Raw genomic sequence first — 18,773 nt, forward strand, 5'->3', positions numbered from 1 at the left:
CCTCTGCCCGGAGGGGGAGTTTCAATAAAATTTCCCGTAAAATCGTTGTTAATTCGTGCGTTGCGATTAACAATACGCGCTCGTAATAAAGTCCTTACCTGGCCACAGGTGAAGTATAATTGTCAGCTGTTGGGGCTTCAGAGGTCGCTATGCTATATATTGTTCGTCTTATTCTTACCGTTATCTACTGCATTCTGGTCTGTATTTTCGGCTCTATTTATTGCCTTTTCAGCCCGCGTAATCCGAAGCATGTTGCCACCTTTGGCCATATGTTCGGGCGTCTTGCGCCGCTGTTTGGTCTGAAGGTTGAAAAACGTCTGCCTGAAGGGGCGGAGAATTTCGGTAACGCCATCTATATCGCCAACCATCAGAACAATTACGATATGGTGACCGCCGCAAATATCGTGCTTCCACCGACCGTGACGGTGGGAAAAAAAAGCCTGCTGTGGATCCCGTTTTTTGGCCAGCTGTACTGGCTGACCGGTAACCTGCTGATCGACCGTAACAACCGCGCGAAAGCGCACAGCACCATTGCGGAAGTGGTGAATCATTTTAAAAAGCGCAAAATCTCAATCTGGATGTTCCCGGAAGGAACGCGCAGCCGCGGCCGCGGCCTGCTGCCGTTTAAAACCGGGGCGTTTCATGCCGCAATTGCGGCAGGTGTTCCAATTATTCCTGTGTGCGTTTCCAATACTTCGAATAAGATTAATCTTAACCGCCTGAATAACGGGCTGGTGATTGTCGAAATGCTGCCACCTGTCGATACCAGCAAATACGGTAAAGACCAGGTGCGCGAGCTGGCAGCGCACTGCCGTGAGCTGATGGCTCAGCATATTGCGCAGCTCGACAAAGAAGTCGCAGAGAGAGAAGCCGCCGGTAAGATTTAATCCGGCGTTGAAGGGAAAACGAATTCCCGCGTTGTTAGTCGTTTCAGATGGAGCTTATATGTCACTCAGTCGGCGTCAGTTTATTCAGGCTTCCGGGATCGCCCTTTGTGCGGGTGCGATGCCGCTGACAGCCAGCGCCGCCGGGCAGCAACAGCCGCTGCCTATTCCGCCATTAATTGAATCCCGTCGCGGTCAGCCGCTTTTCCTGACGCTGCAGCGCAGCCACTGGTCCTTCACCCAGGGGACGCGCGCGCCGGTCTGGGGCATTAACGGACGTTACCTTGGGCCGACCATACGCGTGTGGAATGGCGATGACGTAAAGCTCATCTACAGTAACCGCACCCCTGAAAATGTCGCCATGACCATCAGCGGCCTACAGGTGCCCGGCCCCTTGATTGGCGGCGCGGCGCGAATGATGTCACCCAGCGCCGACTGGGCGCCGGTTCTGCCGATTCGCCAGAGCGCGGCCACCCTGTGGTATCACGCCAATACGCCTAACCGTACGGCGCAGCAGGTCTATAACGGCCTGGCCGGAATGTGGCTGGTGGAAGATGAGGTCAGCAAATCCCTGCCGATCCCAAACCACTACGGCGTGGATGACTTCCCGATTATCATCCAGGACAAACGTCTGGATAATTTCGGTACGCCGGAATACAGCGAGCCGGGCAGCGGTGGCTTCGTCGGCGATACGCTGCTGGTCAACGGCGCGCAAAGCCCGTATGTCGAGGTCTCGCGCGGCTGGGTGCGCCTGCGCCTGCTCAACGCGTCCAACTCGCGCCGCTATCAGCTGCAAATGAGCGATGGCCGTCCGCTGCACGTGATTTCCGGCGACCAGGGCTTTTTACCGGCCCCGGTGTCCGTCAAACAGCTGGCGCTCTCGCCGGGCGAACGTCGCGAGGTTCTCATTGATATGACCAATGGGGATGAAGTGTCTGTCACCTGCGGTGAAGCGGCCAGCATTGTGGACCGCATTCGCGGGTTCTTTGAACCGTCGAGCATTCTTGTCTCGACCCTGGTGCTAACCCTGCGCCCAACCGGTCTGCTGCCGCTGGTGACCGATAGCCTGCCAATGCGCCTGCTGCCGCAGGAGATCATGAGCGGCTCGCCGGTGCGCAGCCGTGATATCAGCCTGGGCGACGATCCGGGGATCAACGGCGCGCTGTGGGACGTCAACCGCATCGACATTACCGCGCAGCAGGGCACCTGGGAGCGCTGGACGGTCCGTTCAGATATGCCGCAGTCGTTCCATATTGAAGGGGTGGCATTCCTGATCCGCAACGTCAACGGTGCGATGCCGTTCCCGGAAGATCGCGGCTGGAAAGATACCGTCTGGGTGGACGGTCAGGTTGAACTGCTTGTCTACTATGGTCAGCCTTCGTGGCCGCACTTCCCGTTCCTGTTCCACAGCCAGACGCTGGAGATGATGGACAGGGGCTCCGTGGGGCAGATGCTGATCAACCCTGCGTCATAATCCTGACATTCCCGGTTCGCCGGGAATGTTTTATGCCCGCCAGAAAAAGCGCGAGAACAGAATCAGCACCGGGTAAATTTCCAGACGCCCCAGAATCATCGCCGCGCACATCAGCAGTTTTGCCCCCTCTGTTAACGTGCCAAACGTCGACGCCGTCTCGCCAAACCCCAGCCCCATGTTGTTGATGCAGGCGGCAACCGTTGCGAATGAGGTAAACAGGTCGTAGCCCATCAGATTGAGCGACCAGACAAAAAAGCCCGTGATCATGACGTAGAGAAAAAAGAAGCTCCATACCGAGCGCAGGACGCGTTCATTCACCACGCTTTTGCCCACCTTAATGCTCAGCAGCGCTCTCGGATGCGCCAGCTGGTTCATCTCCTGAATACTCTGCTTGAACATAATGAGAAAACGCAGGGCTTTGATCCCGCCGCAGGTCGAGCCTACGCAGCCGCCAAAAAAGCTGGCGCTCAACAGCAGGAAAATGGTGTGTGCGGGCCATTGGGCATAGTCGGCTGTCGAAAGGCCGTTATCGGTCATCATCGAACTGGCAAGGAAGAAGGCGTGCACCAGGCTATCCGTAGCGTTGTACATCCCGGCATGCCAGACCTGCCAGGCGGTGATGGCAATAATCACCGCGGCGGCGCTCAGAAAGAATTTAACCTCCGGGCTGCGGCGAATCGGTTTTAGGGTGCGTCTGACAATGGCGACGTACCAGAGGGTGAAGTTGAACGCGGAGAGCAGTGAAAACACCCCGGCGACCAGCTCAATCGCGTGGCTGTCATAAAACCCAATGCTCTCGCTGCGGGTGGAGAACCCGCCCAGCGACACGGTCGACAGCCCGTGACAGAGGGCGTCAAAAAATGACATTCCCGCCAGCCAGTAGGCCAGGGTGCAGGCCACGCCCAGCGCGAAGTAGGTCACCCACAGCGTGCGCGCGGTATCGGCAAGGCGGGGAGTCAGACGCTCCTCCTTGAACGGCCCCGGCATCTCTGACTGATAGAGCTTCATGCCACCAATGCCCAGCAGCGGCAGGACCGCGACGGCCAGCACGATGACGCCTAACCCGCCAATGAAATTCAGCTGTGCGCGGTAATAAAGGTACGACTTAGGCAGGGCGCTGACGTCCCCGATCACCGTTGCCCCGGTGGTGGTGATCCCGGAAACCCCTTCAAAGAGCGCGTCGGCAAAGGAGAGCTGTAGCCCGTCATCCATCCAGAGCGGCATGGCGCTAATGAATGAAAACAGCAGCCAGAACAGCACGATAATCACAAACCCGTCGCGGGTACGCAACTGAATGCCGGCGTGACGGGTTGCCCGCCAGGTCAAACCTCCGAGAGTAAAAAAGGTTAAAAAGGTGGTCAGGAAGGCAAAGTAGGTCCGCTCTTTATTCAGAAGGGCGATCACCATCGGCGGCAGCATAGAAAGACTGTAGAGCAGAACCAGAAAACCGCAGAGGTGAAGGACAACCCGCAGCTGGGATACATGTAACGAATCGTTGGGCTTCACGACAGAGCTCCGCGCAATAACACGTTCCGGGGCAAATCACCGGAAAATATAGTGAATATTATGATTCAAAATTATCAGGACGCCGTATTTTAACGACTTCCCCGAATATCTGCCTGCTTCATGCATCCTTTTCTTCAAATCTGGCGGATGAACAGCGTATAATCCCGCTCCTTTTGTCTATTTTTTCTTCGGAAGCATTATGAGCGCAATTTCCCTGATCCAGCCGGATCGTGACCTCTTCTCCTGGCCCCAGTACTGGGCGGCCTGCTTTGGACCGGCGCCATTCCTGCCGATGTCCCGGGAAGAGATGGACCAACTGGGCTGGGACAGCTGCGACATCATTCTGGTCACGGGCGATGCCTACGTTGACCATCCGAGCTTCGGCATGGCCATCTGTGGCCGTATGCTTGAGGCGCAGGGCTTCCGCGTGGGGATCATCTCCCAGCCTGACTGGAACAGCAAAGACGACTTTATGCGTCTGGGCAAACCGAACCTGTTCTTCGGCGTGACCGCAGGCAACATGGACTCGATGATCAACCGCTATACAGCCGACCGCAAGCTGCGTCATGACGACGCCTACACGCCGGATAACGTGGCGGGTAAACGCCCCGACCGCGCAACCCTGGTCTATACCCAGCGCTGTAAAGAAGCCTGGAAAGACGTGCCGGTGATCCTGGGCGGCATCGAGGCGAGCCTTCGCCGCACCGCGCACTACGACTACTGGTCAGATACCGTTCGCCGCTCGGTGCTGGTGGATTCCAAAGCCGATATGCTGATTTACGGTAACGGCGAGCGTCCGCTGGTGGAAGTGGCGCACCGTCTGTCGCAGGGTGAGCCGGTGAGCAGCATCCGCGACGTGCGCAATACCGCCATTATGGTGAAAGAGGCGCTGCCGGGCTGGAGCGGGGTGGATTCCCGCATCATTGATATGCCGGGCAAAATCGACCCGATCCCGCACCCGTACGGTGAAGACCTGCCGTGTGCCGATAACAAGCCGGTTGAGCCGAAAAAAGCGGAAGCGAAGGCTATCGTTGTGCAGCCGCCGCGCCCGAAACCATGGGAAAAGACCTACGTGCTGCTGCCGTCCTACGAGAAGGTGAAAGCCGACAAGGTGCTCTACGCGCACGCGTCCCGTATTCTGCACCATGAAACCAACCCGGGCTGCGCCCGCGCGCTGATGCAGAAGCACGGCGAGCGCTTTATCTGGATTAACCCGCCGGCGATCCCGCTCTCCACCGAAGAGATGGACAGCGTCTTTGCGCTGCCGTACAAACGCGTTCCGCACCCGGCGTACGGCAACGCCCGTATCCCGGCGTATGAGATGATCCGCTTCTCGATCAACATCATGCGCGGCTGCTTCGGCGGCTGTTCCTTCTGCTCCATTACCGAACACGAAGGGCGTATTATCCAGAGCCGCTCTGAAGATTCGATCATCAATGAGATCGAAGCGATTCGCGACTCGGTGCCGGGCTTTACCGGTGTGATTTCCGACCTTGGCGGCCCAACCGCGAACATGTACATGCTGCGCTGCAAATCGCCGCGCGCGGAGCAAACCTGCCGTCGCCTCTCGTGCGTCTATCCGAGCATTTGCGAGCATATGGACACTAACCACGAGCCGACGATCAACCTCTACCGCCGCGCGCGCGACCTGAAGGGCATCAAGAAGATCCTGATCGCGTCCGGGGTACGTTACGACATTGCCGTGGAAGATCCGCGCTACATCAAAGAGCTGGCGACGCACCACGTCGGCGGCTATCTGAAGATTGCGCCGGAGCACACCGAGGAAGGCCCGCTGTCGAAAATGATGAAGCCGGGCATGGGCAGCTACGATCGCTTTAAAGAGCTGTTCGATACCTATTCGAAGCAGGCGGGTAAAGAGCAGTATCTGATCCCATACTTCATCTCCGCCCACCCGGGCACGCGCGATGAAGACATGGTGAACCTGGCGCTGTGGCTGAAGCAGCGCCGCTTCCGCCTGGATCAGGTGCAGAACTTCTATCCGTCACCGCTCGCCAACTCGACGACCATGTATTACACCGGCAAGAACCCGCTGAGTAAGATTGGTTATAAGAGTGAAGAGGTGGTGGTGCCGAAAGGGGATAAACAGCGTCGTTTGCATAAAGCGCTGCTGCGTTACCACGATCCGAAAAACTGGCCGCTGATCCGCCAGGCGCTGGAAGAGATGGGTAAAAAGCACCTGATCGGCTCGCGCCGCGACTGTCTGGTACCGGCCCCGACGCTGGAGGAGATGCGCGAAGTGCGTCGCCAGAATCGCAATACGCGCCCGGCGCTGACCAAGCACACGCCGATTGTGCACCAGCGTTCGAACGGTGGAGCGGGAACGAAGAAGAACGTAAAACGTAAGATGGGTTAAACATGTAACAAAGCCCGGTGGCGCTGCGCTTACCGGGCCTACAGGTCAACACGTAGGCCGGGTAAGGCGAAGCCGCCACCCGGCTTTTTTACGCGACTACCCGCCAAACTGATCAGGGTCCGGGCCTAAACGTTTACCCTTATCCAGCTTCGCAATCTCGCCCAGCTCTTCTTTGTCCAGACGGAAATCCCAGACGTCGAAGTTCTCGGCGATGCGCGATGGCGTGACCGATTTCGGGATCACCACCAGGCCGTTGTCCAGATGCCAGCGAATGACGATTTGCGCCGGGGTTTTACCGTATTTATCCGCCAGCTCACGGATAATCTTTTGATCAAACACCCCTTCGCCGCCCTGCGCCAGCGGGCTCCAGGACTCGGTCTGGATTTTATGCGTAGCGTTCCAGGCGTGTAGCTGGCGCTGCTGCATCAGCGGGTGCAGCTCGATCTGGTTAATCACTGGCGCAACGCCAGTCTCGTCAATCAGCCGCTGCAGGTGATGAACCTGGAAATTACAGACGCCGATGCTTTTCACCAGCCCCTCTTTTTGCAGTTCAATCATCCCTTTCCAGGCCTCAACGTAGTGATCGATAGCCGGAACCGGCCAGTGCATCAGCCAGAGATCGACGAAATCGAGCTGGAGTTTCTCCAGACTCTCTTCCAGCGCTTCGCGGGGGCGTTTTTGATCGTCGTTCCACAGTTTCGTGGTGATGAATAACTCATCGCGGGGGACGCCAGCGCTGGCCAGTGCCTTGCCCACGCCGTCCTCGTTTTTGTATGCGGCAGCGGTATCAATGGACCGATAGCCGACTTCCAGGGCTTTATGAATGGCGGAGACGACCTCGTCGTTACCGGCTTTCCATACACCTAGCCCCAGCTGGGGCATCACGTTGCCGTCCTGCAGCTTGATTACGGTTTGGTTTGCCATTTTTCCTCCTTCAGGTGCGCATCGCCGGAGGGCTCCTTCGGCGATGGGTTGTGCATTAAGTCTGGACGAAATGTCAAAAAACGAAAGTCGGGAGGGCAAAAACGCTTAGCGTGCCGCTTCGTAGATGCGACGGCTGACGTCCAGCGTAATGTCGCCGTGCTCGCCCAGGTGGGTCATGCCGTGTTCTTCGAGTTTCGCCAGCAGGGCAGGGATGGAGCTGCCGTCCAGACCGTAGCCGGACAGACGCGTTGGCACGCCCAGACCTTCAAAGAAGCTGCGGGTCGCTTCGATGGCGGCATCAATACGCGCATCGTCAGAACCCTCGGTGATGTTCCACACGCGTTCTGCGTACTGCAGCAGTTTGGCACGCTTGGTGTCCCGCTTTTCGTTCCACAGAGCAGGCAGCACAACGGCCAGCGTTTGCGCGTGGTCCAGACCGTGCATCGCCGTCAGCTCGTGGCCCAGCATGTGGGTTGCCCAGTCCTGCGGTACGCCAGCGCCGATCAGGCCGTTCAACGCCTGCGTTGCCGCCCACATGACGTTGGCACGCACGTCGTAATTTTCCGGCTCTTTCAGCGCTTTCGGACCTTCTTCGACGAGCGTCAGCAGAATGCCTTCCGCGAAGCGATCCTGAATTTTGGCATTCACCGGATATGTGACGTACTGCTCAACGGTATGAACAAAGGCATCGACCACGCCGTTCGCCACCTGACGCGCAGGCAGGGTGTAGGTGTAAACCGGGTCCAGGATCGCGAACACAGGTTGAACGTGTTCGTTCATGAAGGCCTGTTTGTCGCCGGTGGTTTTACGGGAGATCACCGCGCCCTTGTTGGATTCAGATCCGGTGGCCGGCAGGGTCAGCACGGAGCCCATCGGGATGGCGCTTTTAATGTCGCTGCCGCGAGTTTCCAGGATGTGCCACGGATCGATGCCGTCAGCATAGTGCGCTGCCGCCGCGATGAATTTGGTGCCGTCCAGCACGGAGCCGCCGCCGACGGCCAGCAGGAAGGTAATGTTTTCTTCGCGGGCGATTTTCACCGCGTTCATCAGCGTTTCGTAAGACGGGTTTGGCTCGATGCCGCCGAACTCACGCACGTCCAGACCGTCCAGGGCGCTGTAAACCTGATCCAGCACGCCGGTATTTTTCACGCTGCCGCCACCGTAGGTGATCAGTACGCGGGCGTCAGCGGGGATCTGGGCGCGCAGATCGGCGATAGCGTCTTTACCAAACAGAATGCGGGTTGGGGTGTGAAGATTAAAGTTGTTCATTGCTCGTTCCCTTTAGTGGGTGAAAAACCGTGGTGGCGCAGAGGGCGACCTGATGCTGCACATTGTGGCCGTCCGGGGCTATCCTCTCAATGCACATTCCTGCCGATGTCTTGCCCATTTCTACAGAGCGCTGGAGAAAGCGCGGAAAAGCACGCACACTGTCAACGTCGGAAACCGTACCCGGAGTAACGTAATATGAACCGTGAAGCGATCTGCCATCAGCTCACTGCGCAGATTAAAAGACTGATAGATAAAGAAAATGGCGTCAGCGATCTGCTTCCTGACATTCGCCTGCTTTATGGCACGCAGCCCGGGACGCGCACGCCGGTCATGTACCAGCCGGGCATCGTTTTTCTCTTCTCGGGCCATAAAATTGGCTATATCAACGAGCGCGTGTTCCGCTACGACACTAATGAATATCTGCTCCTGACGGTACCTTTACCCTTCGAATGTGAAACCTTCGCGACAGAGGCCGTTCCGCTGGCCGGTATTCGCGTCAACGTCGATATTCTTCAGCTGCAGGAGCTGCTAATGGAGATTGGCGAAGATGAGTTCTTCCAGCCGTCTATGGCGTCGAGCGGGATTAACTCGGCGACGCTGTCGGAAGAGATCCTCTGCGCCATTGAACGTCTGCTGGACGTGATGGAAAGGCCGCTGGACGCGCGTATTCTGGGCAAGCAGATCGTCCGCGAAATTCTCTACCATGTGCTGCTGGGGCCGGGGGGCGGGGCGTTGCTGGCTCTTGTGAGCCGGCAGACCCACTTCAGCCTGATAAGCCGCGTGCTCAAGCGTATTGAAAGCCAGTACACGGAAAACCTCAGCGTCGACCAGCTGGCGGCGGAAGCGAACATGAGCGTTTCGGCGTTTCATCATAACTTCAAGTCGGTGACCAGCACCTCGCCGCTGCAGTACCTTAAAACCTATCGGCTGCATAAGGCGCGGATGCTGATGATCCACGACGGCATGAAGGCCAGCGCGGCGGCAATGCGGGTGGGTTACGAAAGCGCGTCGCAGTTCAGTCGTGAGTTTAAGCGCTATTTCGGCGTCACGCCGGGAGAGGATGCGTCACGCATCCGAACCATGCAGGGAGCTTAAGCTTTTTCCCCTCTCCCCTATGGGGAGAGGGGGAGGGGATCAGGCGCTGCAGTACTTCTTCTTAATCACCACCGCGATGGTTCCCACCAGTCCCGCCACCAGCAGGAACATCGGCAGCACCATCAGGAAGGTCATCACCTGATCTTCATGGTGTTTCACAAAGGGGATCATATTCAGCGCATAGCCGAGCGTGGTGACCACACCCACCCACAGCAGAGCGCTCAGCCAGTTGAAGAACTGGAAGCGGCGGTTTGACAGACCGGAAATGCCCGCCATCGTAGGCAGAAGCGTGCGAACAAACGCGAGGAAACGCCCTGCCAGCAGGGCCAGCAGGCCATGCCTGTCGAACATGCAGGTCGCACGCTGATGATATTTATGCGGTAATTGCGCCAGCCAGCCTTTTACGACGCGGGTATTCCCAAGCCAGCGGCCCTGCAGATAGCTCAACCAGCAGCCCAGGCTGGCTGCGGAGGTGAGAATAACCATCGTTGGCGTGAAGTCCATGACGTCTTTCCCGATTAATGCCCCGGCAAGTAAAAGCAGGCTGTCACCGGGTAAAAACGAGGCTGGCAGTAATCCATTTTCCAGAAACAGAGTTGCGAACATCACGAGGTAAACGATACCAACGATGTGAGGATCCGCCAGCGCGGCAAAGTCGTGATGCCAAAGCGCCGCGATAATATCTTGAATAACAGCCATGGACTTTCCTGTGGAACAGCAGATATAGCGCTATTGTACTCCCTTATTCGCCCGTCGGGTTTGATCCTGGGCGCAACTCATGCAGACTTTTCTCATTGCCGTGTCCACAAAAGCGTCCAGAGAGTACATTTTCAGCCAGCACTCTACACGATACGCTCGAACCCTGCTGCTAAATCGGCAATCAGATCGTCAACATTTTCTAAACCGATATGCAGTCGAATCAGGGTACCGCTGAAGTCCACTTCACCGCCGGGACGAAGAGCCGCAACCTGTTCCGGCTGATTAGGCAGGATCAGGGATTCAAAACCGCCCCAGGAGTAGGCCATGCTGAAGAGGGTAAAATTATCCAGATAGCTCGCCAGCTCGTCGTTATTCAGCCGCTTTTTCAGCACGAATGAGAACAAACCGCTGCTGCCCGTAAAGTCACGCTGCCAGAATTCGTGGCCTTTACTGCCCGGTAGCGCGGGATGATTCACGCGCTCAACCTGCGGATGCTGCGCCAGCCATTCGGCCACCTTCAGGCTGCTTTCATGGTGCTGACGCAGGCGAACGCCCAGCGTGCGGAGTCCGCGGCTGGTCATGTAGGCCGTATCTGCATCCACCATCTGGCCCATCAGGTAGGCATTTTCACGCAGCTGATCCCAGCAGCGCGCGTTGGAGACCGCGGTGCCAATCATGCCGTCAGAGTGGCCTATCAGGTATTTCGTCGCCGCCTGAATAGAGATATCAATGTCGAATTCCAGCGCTTTAAACAGCACGCCCGCCGCCCAGGTGTTGTCGATCATCACGATCGCCTCTGGGGCTTTGCTGCGCACGGCCTTCACGATAGCCGGCACGTCGTGAACTTCCATGGTGAGCGATCCCGGAGATTCCAGGAACACAATGCGCGTGTTTGGCTGAATAAGTTCGGCAATGCCTTCGCCAATCAGCGGGTCGAACCAGCCGGTCGTTACGCCGAGCTTGCTGAGGATTTTGGTGCAGAAGTCCTGGCTGGGCTCGTAGGCGGTGTTGGTCATCAGGATATGGTCGCCCTGTTCCACAAACGCCAGAATGGTGTTGGCGACCGCCGCCGCCCCGCACGGGAACAGCGCGCACCCCGCGCCGCCTTCCAGCTCGCACATCGCCTCCTGCAGCGAAAAATGGGTTAGCGTGCCGCGACGGCCATAAAACAATCCGCCTTTCGCGCGGTTGCGCGTGGCAATTTTTTTCTCCTCAACGGTATCAAACACCAGCGAGGAGGCTCGTTGAATCACGCTGTTGACCGATCCCTGCGTATATTTTTTGCTGCGTCCTGCCTGTACCAGCGTGGTATCAAGATGCTTCTTTGTCATGTTCGCTAACCCTGTTTTTATACGTCTGGACGTCCAGACTACCACGATTGGAAAAAACTGCACCCCGAGGCTTATCGAATAAGCAGAAAATATTAGCAAAAATTCGCATAAGAAATTTTTACTGCGTAAGCGCAAGGAAAGTGAGCGAAAATTACGGCACCATGCAAATACTAATGAGAACTACTATCAATTCGACGACGTTTTGATATTATTACGCTCAGATTTTGTGATTTGCGTCCTGGAGATACAGAGTGGGTAATAATTTGATGCAGACGGATCTCTCCGTTTGGGGCATGTATCAGCATGCTGACATCGTGGTTAAGATTGTCATGGTCGGCCTGATTCTGGCGTCCGTTGTCACCTGGGCTATTTTCTTCAGCAAAAGCGCCGAGCTGCTTTCGCAGAAGCGTCGCCTTAAGCGGGAACAGCAGCAGCTGGCCGAAGCCCGCTCTCTCGATCAGGCTTCAGATATGACCTCATCCTTCCACGCGAAAAGCCTGACCACCCTGTTAGTGAACGAAGCGCAGAACGAGCTGGAACTCTCCGCTGGCAGTGAAGATAACGAAGGCATCAAAGAACGTACCGGTTTCCGCCTGGAGCGTCGCGTTGCGGCCGTTGGCCGACACATGGGACGCGGCAATGGTTATCTGGCGACCATCGGCGCGATCTCACCGTTCATCGGTCTTTTCGGTACGGTCTGGGGCATCATGAACAGCTTTATCGGTATCGCGCAGACCCAAACCACCAACCTGGCGGTCGTTGCGCCGGGTATCGCCGAAGCGCTGCTGGCGACGGCAATCGGTCTGGTTGCCGCTATCCCGGCGGTGGTCATCTACAACATCTTCGCGCGTATGATTGGCAGCTACAAAGCCACGCTGGGTGACGTTGCCGCGCAGGTTCTGCTGCTGCAAAGCCGCGATCTCGACCTGAACGCCAGCTCGGTTAAGCCGGTGCACGCGGCGTCTAAACTGCGCGCAGGTTAAGAGTATGGCGATGCGTCTAAACGAAAATCTGGACGATAACGGCGAAATGCATGAAATCAACGTGACGCCGTTTATCGACGTTATGCTGGTTCTGCTGATTATCTTCATGGTGGCCGCGCCGCTGGCGACGGTGGATGTGAAGGTCAATCTGCCTGCCTCTTCCAGCCAGCCCCAGCCGCGCCCGGAGAAGCCTATCTACCTGTCGGTGAAGGCGGATAAATCCATGTTCCTCGGGAACGACCCGGTGACGGCCGACTCGGTCATCCCGGCGCTGGAGCAGCTTACGGGCGGTAAGAAAGACACCACGGTCTTCTTCCGCGCGGATAAAACGGTTGATTATGAAACCATGATGAAGGTAATGGACACGCTGCATCAGGCGGGTTACCTGAAGATTGGACTGGTCGGCGAAGAGAAAGCGGCCTCGAAGTGATAAAGAAGCTGGCGAAAGCCGGCTTTTTTTATGCCTGTCGGTTTATGCGTTTTTATTATCCGTCGGTGCGGTAGAGGGGGTTGCCAGTGCATCCTCATCAAGCGCAACGCAGGTGACGTTTGAGGTACGGTAATCACCGTCGGACAGCTTGCGCGTCAGACGCAGGGTGGCGATTTCTCTGGCAAGCAGATACTGATAATTGGCCTCAAGACGTCCCAGAAGCTTCTCTTTCAGCTCGGGGCGCTGCTCTATGACGGCGTTCATCACGGCACCGTAAATTTCTTCTTTGACCTGTAGCGGATAAATTTCACGGCGATTCTGCCATTTCAGACGAACCAGCGTCGCCGGGATCGATACCAGGTCTTGTGTAATACGCGTCATCTCGTCATTTTTTGTGTTTCTCAGCGCGTCGAGATTTTGCTTTAAGATAAATTCATCACTTTTTTTATCTTCTAAAGTCAAATAAACGTCGTTGTTTTTAACTTCTTTCACGTTAATCTTCCCCCAGGCTATAAAAAATTGGGTTGTTTTTTTCGCGCGTAATTAAATTAAGCCAAATTTCATTGCCCGCTTCATTAATTTCTTCGGTTTTCTCGGCCATTATTTGACTTAGTTTCTGGGCATCTATTTCACCCTCGGCCTGCAGGTCATTCAGCAGGTGGACAAAGGCTTCAATTTTTATGGCGCGAAATAAGCGGTCTTTTATATGGCGATCGTGCTCTTCCAGCAACATATTTCGGGATTTGCCAGTTCGGGAAACACCAATTAATATATCGGGCTCGAAATCAGAGAGCTTTCTTTTCCCCTGAGTGAAACTGGCCTCTTTTTCTGCTTCCGTCGGTTGCTGTTCCACAGGCGTAATGTGGTACTTAGCCGGGACGAGATAGTCGGGCAGCATTTTTAATTTCCTTTATTTTCAACAGGGTGGGGTTGGTAAAGGCGTGAGATTCGTTGACAATATCATGAGGCAAATTTAAAATCAAAAAAAATGGAGCCTACCCATGAACAGCATCTTTTTTACGGTCATCACATTACTATTACTGACCGCTGGTGTGCTTTTATTGATGCAGGAGTTCAATAAAACGAAAGTGTCGAAAGACACCAGTGAACCCCCGCAACCTGAACTGATGACAAAAGAGGAAGGGGAAGACCATTTCTCTGTATTGATGAACTCCGTTACGCCTGTCTGGTACTGGCGAGTGAACCACGAATATATCGACTTTTTACACGCGACAATTAAGCGCATGAAAATGTCGGAAATTAATGATACGCCCGGACTGTTTGAGGCACAGCGTCGCTGTAGCGATCTGAATTCAGCAGTCTATAAATATTATGACAATATTAAAAAGCGCTGCCTTAACGGCGAGAAGGTCTCTTATTCCGATCTGGACGTATTAAATTTGCGCCAGTGTTTTCGAGAGTTCAGTCTGGAAGCCTATCCTGAACTGGTGGCGCTTGTCTGGCCGGAGTACGCACGTCCCGAGGTTAACCCAGACAACGTCTGAGTGACGTACCGTTGAGTTATTGCAAACAGCCAGCGCCGTTGAGATATACTGGGCGCTGGTTTCTTTTGCAAACAGGACTTTATGGAACGCTTTTTTGAAAATGCCATGTACGCCTCTCGCTGGATACTGGCCCCCGTCTATTTTGGCCTCTCGCTGGCACTTATCGCACTGACGATTAAGTTCTTTCAGGAAATCTGGCATGTTTTGCCGAACATTTTTTCTATTGCCGAAGCGGATTTGATTCTGGTTCTGCTGTCGCTGGTGGATATGACCCTGGTGGGCGGGCTGCTGGTGATGGTGATGTTCTCCGGCTACGAGAATTTTGTCTCCCAGCTCGATATCGACGAGCGTAAAGAGAAGCTCAGCTGGCTGGGCAAAATGGATGCTTCGTCGCTGAAGAATAAAGTGGCCGCGTCGATTGTGGCAATCTCCTCTATCCACCTGCTACGCGTGTTTATGGACGCGAAGAACGTGCCGGATAACAAACTGATGTGGTACGTCATCATCCACCTGACGTTTGTGCTGTCTGCGTTTGTGATGGGGTATCTGGATAAGATCAGTAAGAAGTAAAGTACATCTAATACCCCTCACCCCACCCTCTCCCCTTTGGGGAGAGGGTTAGGGTGAGGGCATCAGACCGCACTATTTATCCGACGACGCCTGCCACAGATTCAACTCCCCATCCGCAACATGCTGGTCAATCCGCTTGAGTTCGTCCTCCGTAAAGCGCAGGTTTTCCAGCGCCTGAACATTCTCTTCCAGCTGTTCCGGGCGGCTTGCGCCAATCAGCACGGACGTCACGCGCGCATCTTTCAGCAGCCAGCTTAGCGCCATCTGCGCCATCGTTTGTCCGCGCGCCTGCGCCATCTCATTCAGCAGGCGAAGGCTGCTCAGGTTGGCGTCGGTCAGCATCTTCTGCGTCAGGCCGCGCGCTTTATTCCCTTCGCGCTGCATGCGTGAACCTTCAGGAATACCGTTCAGGTATTTTCCGGTCAGCAGCCCCTGCGCCAGCGGGGTAAAGGCGATACACCCCGTACCGTTTGCTTCCAGCGCATCCAGCAGGCCGGTCTTATCGACCCAGCGGTTAAGCAGGTTATAGGACGGCTGGTGGATCAGCAGCGGGATCTTCCACTCGCGCAGCAGCTCGGCCATTTTCTGGGTGCGATCGGTCGAGTAGGAGGAAATGCCGACATACAGCGCTTTCCCACTCTGCACGGCGTGGGCCAGCGCAGAGGCCGTCTCTTCCATCGGCGTGTTTTCATCCACGCGGTGGGAGTAGAAAATATCCACGTAGTCGACGCCCAGACGCTGCAGGCTCTGGTCGAGGCTGGCTAGCAGATATTTGCGTGAACCGCCCGAACCGTACGGCCCCGGCCACATGTCGTAACCCGCCTTGGTGGAGATAATCAGCTCGTCTCGGTACGCGGCAAAGTCCTCACGCAGCAGTCGGCCGAAATTCTCCTCCGCGCTGCCCGGCGGCGGGCCATAGTTATTGGCGAGATCGAAATGGGTGATGCCGAGGTCGAAGGCTTTTCGCAGCAGCGCGCGCTGGGCGTCAAGAGGCTGGACGTGGCCGAAACTATGCCACAGTCCCAGCGACAGCGCGGGCAGGCGCAGGCCACTTTTACCGCAATAACGATATTGCATACTCTCATAGCGGCCGGGGTAAGGGTGCCAGGACATGATGTCTCCTTTCTTATTGATGAATTTTTCGAAACAACGTTTTCATTCTGAACTTAACACATCGCAAATGACATCCCTAAGCGCGGGCCCAATGATTAACGAATGCTGTGCGACTAGTGAAGCCACGCTAATTAAAAATGATCACAAAACGTTATAATTTCCCTCTTTCCTGCCGATAACGAGAGTAGTACTCGCCTCTGGGCGAACTCACCCTCACGGCAAGGAAGACTTATGAATATGCTCCGTAATTTCACGATCCGTTTCGTCATGCTGACGATTCTCGGGATCTTTTGTTTAATGTGGGCGGGCGTTGGGTTGTACAGCACCTGGTCCCTTTCTCGCGTATCAGATGGCAATGAAGTCGACCGCCAGCTGGTTAAACAGATGACGGTACTCAGCCAGGGTAACGATCAATATTTCCGCTTTGTGACCCGTCTGAGCCGCGCAATGGAAGTCAAAGCCGCAGGCGGCACGCCGGATCTGTCCTCTGCCCAACAGGCGCTGGATAACATGGGCAAGAAACTGGCCGAGATGAAAGCGATCTCACCAGGCCCGATGGATGAGCAGATCTCTTCCCGGGTGATAGGCTCCTGGCAGGCGCTGCTCGAACAGGGCGTCACGCCGCAAATGCAGCAGGCGAAGCAGGGGGCTCTGGAGGGGTATCGCCAGCAGGCCAACAACGTCACGCCGCCGCTGAGCCGTGCGTTCGGCGCGGCCGCTGAGGAGTTCAACAATGCCGCCGCGAAGTCGCTCGACAGCACCCGCGTGGTGGTGGACGGCCTGACAAGCATGACCCGCACGGTGATTATCGTCGCCACAATTATCGGCCTGCTGATCCTGCTCTTCACCGACCGTTACCTGGTGGCGATGCTGGTCAAACCGCTGGCTCGCATTCGCCAGCAGTTCCGCCAGATTGCCCAGGGCGATCTCAGCCAGCCCATTGAGCCGTTCGGTCGTAACTGCGTGGGGCAGCTGGTGCCGCTGCTGAGCGCTATGCAGGACAGCCTGCGCGAAGCGGTCAGTACGATTCGCTCCGGCAGTGAAAACATCTGGCGCGGCGCGACGGAAATCTCCAGCGGTAACAACGACCTCTCTTCCCGTACCGAAGAGCAGGCGGCTGCGCTGGAAGAGACGGCAGCCAGCATGGAACAGCTGACCGCCACGGTGAAACTGAACGCGGAAAGCGCGCGTCAGGCCAGCCAGCTGGCCGATGTGGCCTCAACTACCGCCAGCCGCGGCGGCTCGCTGGTGGAAGAGGTGGTGACCACCATGAGCGGTATTTCGGAAAGCTCGAAGAAAATTGCTGAAATCACCAACGTGATCAACAGCATTGCCTTCCAGACCAATATTCTGGCACTCAATGCGGCGGTTGAAGCGGCGCGCGCGGGTGAACAGGGGCGTGGTTTCGCGGTGGTGGCAGGCGAAGTGCGCAACCTGGCAAGCCGCAGCGCCAACGCGGCTAAAGAGATTGAAGGGCTGATTACCGATTCCGTTTCCCGCGTAGAGCAGGGGGCGCAGCTGGTCAGCGACACCGGCACCACCATGGATGCGATTTTGCGCGACGTGACGGAAGTGACAACCATCATGAAGCAAATCGCTTCCGCTTCTGAGGAGCAAAGCAAGGGCATTTCGCAGGTCGGGATTGCCATTACCCAGATGGATGGCGTTACCCAGCAGAACGCCTCGCTGGTTGAAGAGGTTTCTGCCGCGGCGGCGGCGCTGGAGCGCCAGACCGAAGATCTTCAGCGCTCGGTGCAGAAGTTCCGCCTGACGGCATAACGCAGCGTATAAGGCCGCCTTGTGCGGCCTTGTATTATTAACGCCTTCCCCATTCAGCCCCTTCTGGAACTGCTATTCTTTTGCTAACCCCCCTGACGTTCTGGGCTCTCTTCTTCGAGGTGTTGCTATGAACAGATCGTTATCTGTCATTCCTGTCCTTTCTTGCATTCTTCTGATGCTGTTCTCGGTTTCTGCCAGTGCGACCCAGCAGGCGCAGGAGCGGCGCGTGGCGCGTGATGTCAGGCAGGAAACCCGTGACGCGTCGCGGCAGGTGAAGCAGACCTGCGTGGCGAACAATAACCAGAGCAATCACGACTGCCGTCAGGACAAGCGTCAGATGAAACAGTCCGGAAGACAAAAAGCGCGGGACATTAAGTATTAATGCAACAGGTGAGGCGGCATGCAGGCATGCCTCTTACCGCCTTTTCCAGTAGCGTTTCAGTATGACGATCGTCATTGATGCTTCGCCCGGCTAGCACTTTCGGGCGTATTTTGACGTGCGTCCCACGCTGGTGCGTTTAACCCTGCAGCTGCAATTCGGGAAATCGGGTATCCCGTTGCAGATGCCACTTCTGCGATACGCTTAAATGAGGGGTTACCGTTTGGTGAGAGTGATTTATAGAGTGATTCGCGAGAAATGCCTGCACGTTTAGCAATGACAGTCATCCCGCCAGAGGCTTCAATCACATGTCGTAAAGCCAGCATGAACGCCTCATAGCCTCCGGGCTCGTCAATTTCAATGAAAGCCTGATGAAGATATACGGGCGCGAAATCCGGAGAATCTTTCAGGAGCTGTACCATTGCGTCATCATGAAGTACTGATTTAGCCATTCCGAT

Annotated in this window: 19 protein-coding genes; 10 read left to right on the top strand and 9 right to left on the bottom strand. The window is 56.0% G+C overall.

What is annotated here, in order from left to right; all coding sequences use genetic code 11:
* The first annotated feature begins 149 nt into the window (after positions 1-149).
* Positions 150-887, top strand: a complete 738-nt coding sequence (gene plsC, locus UTM25_RS19370) for a 1-acylglycerol-3-phosphate O-acyltransferase (RefSeq protein ID WP_023309187.1) — start codon at positions 150-152, stop codon at positions 885-887.
* 58 nt (positions 888-945) lie between these two features.
* Entirely contained in the window at positions 946-2,358 is a 1,413-nt protein-coding gene (gene ftsP, locus UTM25_RS19375; protein ID WP_194401746.1) for a cell division protein FtsP, read from the top strand.
* A gap of 30 nt (positions 2,359-2,388) precedes the next feature.
* On the opposite strand, the gene UTM25_RS19380 is transcribed toward ftsP, so the two are convergent.
* Positions 2,389-3,864 carry a TrkH family potassium uptake protein gene (locus tag UTM25_RS19380; protein WP_194401747.1) on the bottom strand — a complete coding sequence of 492 codons (1,476 nt, stop codon included), beginning with the start codon at positions 3,862-3,864 and terminating at the stop codon, positions 2,389-2,391.
* A 199-nt stretch (positions 3,865-4,063) separates the two neighbouring features.
* Between UTM25_RS19380 and UTM25_RS19385 the strand changes: the two genes are divergently transcribed.
* Positions 4,064-6,238, top strand: a complete 2,175-nt coding sequence (locus UTM25_RS19385) for a YgiQ family radical SAM protein (protein WP_194401748.1) — start codon at positions 4,064-4,066, stop codon at positions 6,236-6,238.
* Positions 6,239-6,334: 96 nt separating this feature from the next.
* Here UTM25_RS19385 and dkgA read toward each other — a convergent pair whose 3' ends face one another.
* Both dkgA and yqhD read right to left on the bottom strand, forming a co-directional pair.
* A complete protein-coding gene (gene dkgA, locus UTM25_RS19390) occupies positions 6,335-7,162 on the bottom strand; it encodes a 2,5-didehydrogluconate reductase DkgA (RefSeq protein WP_194401749.1) in 828 nt (275 codons plus the stop codon).
* Between the two features lie 105 nt (positions 7,163-7,267).
* Positions 7,268-8,431, bottom strand: coding sequence for an alcohol dehydrogenase (gene yqhD / locus UTM25_RS19395; protein ID WP_194401750.1), 1,164 nt, complete (start codon positions 8,429-8,431; stop codon positions 7,268-7,270).
* Between the two features lie 195 nt (positions 8,432-8,626).
* Here yqhD and UTM25_RS19400 point away from each other — a divergent pair, with 195 nt between their 5' ends.
* Complete coding sequence (locus tag UTM25_RS19400; RefSeq protein ID WP_023309177.1) at positions 8,627-9,526, top strand: AraC family transcriptional regulator; 900 nt, start codon at positions 8,627-8,629, stop codon at positions 9,524-9,526.
* A 39-nt stretch (positions 9,527-9,565) separates the two neighbouring features.
* Here the strand turns inward: UTM25_RS19400 and yghB are convergent, their stop codons facing one another.
* Positions 9,566-10,225, bottom strand: coding sequence for a DedA family general envelope maintenance protein YghB (yghB, locus tag UTM25_RS19405; RefSeq protein WP_194401751.1), 660 nt, complete (start codon positions 10,223-10,225; stop codon positions 9,566-9,568).
* Positions 10,226-10,368: 143 nt separating this feature from the next.
* Positions 10,369-11,556, bottom strand: a complete 1,188-nt coding sequence (metC, locus tag UTM25_RS19410; RefSeq protein ID WP_045403978.1) for a cystathionine beta-lyase — start codon at positions 11,554-11,556, stop codon at positions 10,369-10,371.
* 251 nt (positions 11,557-11,807) lie between these two features.
* On the opposite strand from metC, the gene exbB reads away from it, so the two are divergent.
* Together exbB and exbD are read left to right on the top strand one after the other, a co-directional pair.
* On the top strand, positions 11,808-12,539 hold the full coding sequence (gene exbB / locus UTM25_RS19415; RefSeq protein ID WP_032640587.1) for a tol-pal system-associated acyl-CoA thioesterase: 732 nt from the start codon (positions 11,808-11,810) through the stop codon (positions 12,537-12,539).
* 4 nt (positions 12,540-12,543) lie between these two features.
* Positions 12,544-12,969, top strand: coding sequence for a TonB system transport protein ExbD (gene exbD / locus UTM25_RS19420; RefSeq protein WP_023309173.1), 426 nt, complete (start codon positions 12,544-12,546; stop codon positions 12,967-12,969).
* Positions 12,970-13,011: 42 nt separating this feature from the next.
* Here exbD and UTM25_RS19425 read toward each other — a convergent pair whose 3' ends face one another.
* Together UTM25_RS19425 and UTM25_RS19430 are read right to left on the bottom strand one after the other, a co-directional pair.
* Positions 13,012-13,461: a cytoplasmic protein gene (locus UTM25_RS19425; RefSeq protein ID WP_194401752.1), complete on the bottom strand. Its 450-nt coding sequence runs from the start codon at positions 13,459-13,461 to the stop codon at positions 13,012-13,014.
* A 1-nt stretch (position 13,462) separates the two neighbouring features.
* On the bottom strand, positions 13,463-13,867 hold the full coding sequence (locus UTM25_RS19430) for a hypothetical protein (RefSeq protein WP_023309171.1): 405 nt from the start codon (positions 13,865-13,867) through the stop codon (positions 13,463-13,465).
* A 103-nt stretch (positions 13,868-13,970) separates the two neighbouring features.
* Between UTM25_RS19430 and UTM25_RS19435 the strand changes: the two genes are divergently transcribed.
* Positions 13,971-14,474: an ESA_00282 family adhesion-associated protein gene (locus UTM25_RS19435; protein ID WP_023309170.1), complete on the top strand. Its 504-nt coding sequence runs from the start codon at positions 13,971-13,973 to the stop codon at positions 14,472-14,474.
* 81 nt (positions 14,475-14,555) lie between these two features.
* Positions 14,556-15,044: a TIGR00645 family protein gene (locus UTM25_RS19440; protein ID WP_023309169.1), complete on the top strand. Its 489-nt coding sequence runs from the start codon at positions 14,556-14,558 to the stop codon at positions 15,042-15,044.
* 72 nt (positions 15,045-15,116) lie between these two features.
* On the opposite strand, the gene UTM25_RS19445 is transcribed toward UTM25_RS19440, so the two are convergent.
* Positions 15,117-16,157, bottom strand: a complete 1,041-nt coding sequence (locus UTM25_RS19445) for an aldo/keto reductase (RefSeq protein WP_059445408.1) — start codon at positions 16,155-16,157, stop codon at positions 15,117-15,119.
* 231 nt (positions 16,158-16,388) lie between these two features.
* On the opposite strand from UTM25_RS19445, the gene UTM25_RS19450 reads away from it, so the two are divergent.
* Both UTM25_RS19450 and UTM25_RS19455 read left to right on the top strand, forming a co-directional pair.
* Positions 16,389-17,936: a methyl-accepting chemotaxis protein gene (locus UTM25_RS19450; RefSeq protein ID WP_023309167.1), complete on the top strand. Its 1,548-nt coding sequence runs from the start codon at positions 16,389-16,391 to the stop codon at positions 17,934-17,936.
* Between the two features lie 127 nt (positions 17,937-18,063).
* The gene (locus UTM25_RS19455) at positions 18,064-18,318 is read left to right on the top strand and encodes a hypothetical protein (protein WP_023309166.1); all 255 of its coding nucleotides are present in this window, start codon (positions 18,064-18,066) and stop codon (positions 18,316-18,318) included.
* A gap of 71 nt (positions 18,319-18,389) precedes the next feature.
* Here UTM25_RS19455 and UTM25_RS19460 read toward each other — a convergent pair whose 3' ends face one another.
* Entirely contained in the window at positions 18,390-18,767 is a 378-nt protein-coding gene (locus tag UTM25_RS19460; protein ID WP_194401753.1) for a DNA-binding protein, read from the bottom strand.
* Positions 18,768-18,773: the final 6 nt, after the last annotated feature.

Origin of the sequence: Enterobacter sp. 61D5 (assembly GCF_034107965.1) — a bacterium.
GTDB lineage: Bacteria > Pseudomonadota > Gammaproteobacteria > Enterobacterales > Enterobacteriaceae > Enterobacter > Enterobacter cloacae_M.

Excerpts from the sequence above, each read along its gene's own strand:
- plsC (WP_023309187.1), top strand. The coding sequence starts at position 150 with ATGCTATATATTGTTCGTCTTATTCTTACCGTTATCTACTGCATTCTG.
- ftsP (WP_194401746.1), top strand. The coding sequence starts at position 946 with ATGTCACTCAGTCGGCGTCAGTTTATTCAGGCTTCCGGGATCGCCCTT.
- UTM25_RS19385 (WP_194401748.1), top strand. The coding sequence starts at position 4,064 with ATGAGCGCAATTTCCCTGATCCAGCCGGATCGTGACCTCTTCTCCTGG.
- dkgA (WP_194401749.1), bottom strand. The coding sequence starts at position 7,162 with ATGGCAAACCAAACCGTAATCAAGCTGCAGGACGGCAACGTGATGCCC.
- yqhD (WP_194401750.1), bottom strand. The coding sequence starts at position 8,431 with ATGAACAACTTTAATCTTCACACCCCAACCCGCATTCTGTTTGGTAAA.
- UTM25_RS19400 (WP_023309177.1), top strand. The coding sequence starts at position 8,627 with ATGAACCGTGAAGCGATCTGCCATCAGCTCACTGCGCAGATTAAAAGA.
- yghB (WP_194401751.1), bottom strand. The coding sequence starts at position 10,225 with ATGGCTGTTATTCAAGATATTATCGCGGCGCTTTGGCATCACGACTTT.
- metC (WP_045403978.1), bottom strand. The coding sequence starts at position 11,556 with ATGACAAAGAAGCATCTTGATACCACGCTGGTACAGGCAGGACGCAGC.
- exbD (WP_023309173.1), top strand. The coding sequence starts at position 12,544 with ATGGCGATGCGTCTAAACGAAAATCTGGACGATAACGGCGAAATGCAT.
- UTM25_RS19430 (WP_023309171.1), bottom strand. The coding sequence starts at position 13,867 with ATGCTGCCCGACTATCTCGTCCCGGCTAAGTACCACATTACGCCTGTG.
- UTM25_RS19435 (WP_023309170.1), top strand. The coding sequence starts at position 13,971 with ATGAACAGCATCTTTTTTACGGTCATCACATTACTATTACTGACCGCT.
- UTM25_RS19440 (WP_023309169.1), top strand. The coding sequence starts at position 14,556 with ATGGAACGCTTTTTTGAAAATGCCATGTACGCCTCTCGCTGGATACTG.
- UTM25_RS19445 (WP_059445408.1), bottom strand. The coding sequence starts at position 16,157 with ATGTCCTGGCACCCTTACCCCGGCCGCTATGAGAGTATGCAATATCGT.
- UTM25_RS19450 (WP_023309167.1), top strand. The coding sequence starts at position 16,389 with ATGAATATGCTCCGTAATTTCACGATCCGTTTCGTCATGCTGACGATT.
- UTM25_RS19455 (WP_023309166.1), top strand. The coding sequence starts at position 18,064 with ATGAACAGATCGTTATCTGTCATTCCTGTCCTTTCTTGCATTCTTCTG.
- UTM25_RS19460 (WP_194401753.1), bottom strand. The coding sequence starts at position 18,767 with ATGGCTAAATCAGTACTTCATGATGACGCAATGGTACAGCTCCTGAAA.